The sequence below is a fragment of the Nitriliruptor sp. genome (genome assembly GCF_040882075.1).
Taxonomy (GTDB): Bacteria; Actinomycetota; Nitriliruptoria; order Nitriliruptorales; family Nitriliruptoraceae; genus Nitriliruptor.
This window is the reverse complement of sequence record NZ_JBBEBZ010000227.1, coordinates 1-1,638: the sequence shown is the minus strand read 5'-3', so window position 1 is coordinate 1,638 and position 1,638 is coordinate 1. Positions and strand designations below refer to the sequence as shown.

At 68.9% G+C, this 1,638-nt stretch carries 2 protein-coding genes and 1 tRNA gene; 2 read left to right on the top strand and 1 reads right to left on the bottom strand.

What is annotated here, in order from left to right:
* Positions 1-191 precede the first annotated feature (191 nt).
* Complete coding sequence (locus WEB03_RS16375) at positions 192-683, bottom strand: YajQ family cyclic di-GMP-binding protein (protein WP_368071988.1); 492 nt, start codon at positions 681-683, stop codon at positions 192-194.
* Positions 684-826: 143 nt separating this feature from the next.
* Here WEB03_RS16375 and WEB03_RS16370 point away from each other — a divergent pair, with 143 nt between their 5' ends.
* On the top strand, positions 827-1,321 hold the full coding sequence (locus WEB03_RS16370; protein WP_368071987.1) for a group I intron-associated PD-(D/E)XK endonuclease: 495 nt from the start codon (positions 827-829) through the stop codon (positions 1,319-1,321).
* A gap of 69 nt (positions 1,322-1,390) precedes the next feature.
* Positions 1,391-1,472 (top strand) — tRNA-Tyr (locus WEB03_RS16365).
* Positions 1,473-1,638 lie beyond the last annotated feature (166 nt).

Below are 1,638 nucleotides of genomic sequence, written 5' to 3'. Positions count from 1 at the left end.
GGCGAGAGCCGCGAAGGCGGGCAGCGACGAGTGGGCGACGATCGGCATCGAGGTGGTCCGGTCCGGGAGAGCGCGACGCTAGTGCCCGTCCCCGTCCAGGTGGCCAGCCGACGGTGACAACGTGGCGACGCTGCTACCGCAGGGCGCGGACCCAGAGGTGCGCGGGAGCCGCGCGCGCTGCCGGGCTCGTCCTACTTGTAGTTGGTGAACCGCAGCGGGGCGTCGTGGTCCTTGGCCTTGACCATCGCCTGGATCTCCTGCAGGTCGTCGCGCTTCTTGCCGACGACGCGGATCCGGTCCCCCATGTTGGTCGGGGTCACCTTGAGCTTGGTCGCCTTGATGTCCTTGACGATGGTCTTGGCGAGGTCGGCGGGCAGTTCGCTGACGAGGCTGATGTCGACCCGGCTGCGTCCGCCCGACACGTCCTTCGGCTCGCCGATGTCGAGCGCCTTGAGCGACACCTTGCGCTTGACGCACTTGTCCTTGAGCACCTCGAGGGCGGCGTCGACGCGGTCCTCGGACGCCGATTCGACCTTGATGGCCTCGTCACCGGACCACTCGATGGAGGTGTCGGTGTCCTTGAAGTCGAAGCGCGTCCCGACCTCGCGGGCGGCCTGGTTGATGGCGTTGTCGACCTCCTGCTTGTCGACCCCGGCCTCGATGTCGAAGCTCGCGTCTGCCACGGGTGCGCTCCTGCTCGGGTGGTCCGTCGGGCGAGCAGCCAGCGTAGTGAGGTGCCAGCGGCCACCGATCCGGACGTGTCACAGGGGTGCGGCATCCTGAGCCTGGACAGGGACCATCCGTGGGGGCGGATGGAGGACTCGAGATGCACGAACCACAGCTCGACCTCGGAACCGAACCGGCACCCGCCGATCACGCGGTCGATCACCAGGCGGCGCATCTGGCGAAGGCCGACCGACGGCCAGCCGACACGCTCTGGCGCGCCAACCCACGCGAGCAGGGCTTGCTCGGGCTGACCGACGCGATCGCCTTCTTCGGCGCGCAGGGCTGGTCGATCAGCCTGCCGCTTATCGACAGCCAGCCCTACGACCTCATCGTCGACGATGGGACGCGCCTCCAGCGCGTCCAGGTCAAGACCACCACCTACCGCTCGCGGGACGGGGTCTTCGTGGTGAGCCTCGCGACCCGGGGTGGGAACCAGAGCTTCCACACCTCGAAGGACTTCGATCCGACGAGCTGCGAGCTCCTGTACGTCCTGACCGATGCTCGAACGCGGTACCTCATCCCGGCGGCCGATGCCGGGGGGAGGACCACGATCAACCTCGGAGAGCGGTACGCGTCGTACCGTCTGCGCGGGTGAAGCTCTCGGGTTGGCCGTCATCCAGCGACCGGCCTACCCTCCGCTGGTCCCGGCTGAGCCGGGGCTCCCGGTGGGATGCCCGAGCGGCCAAAGGGATCTGGCTGTAAACCAGACGGCTTCGCCTTCGCAGGTTCGAATCCTGCTCCCACCACGCAGCGCCTGGCCACCGCCCGTGTGCGCCGACGGACCGCACGGTTCGACGGACCGCACGGGCGGTGGCTACGCTCCCGGCCGCTCGCGCCCTCCGGCGTGGGTAGCTCGCAGCCCGCCCTGGTAGCTCAGTCGGCAGAGCACATCCATGGTAAGGATGGGGTCCG

What these genes read in the sequence shown, in the direction of transcription:
- WEB03_RS16370 (WP_368071987.1), top strand. Translation starts at nt 827, where the DNA reads ATGCACGAACCACAGCTCGACCTCGGAACCGAACCGGCACCCGCCGAT.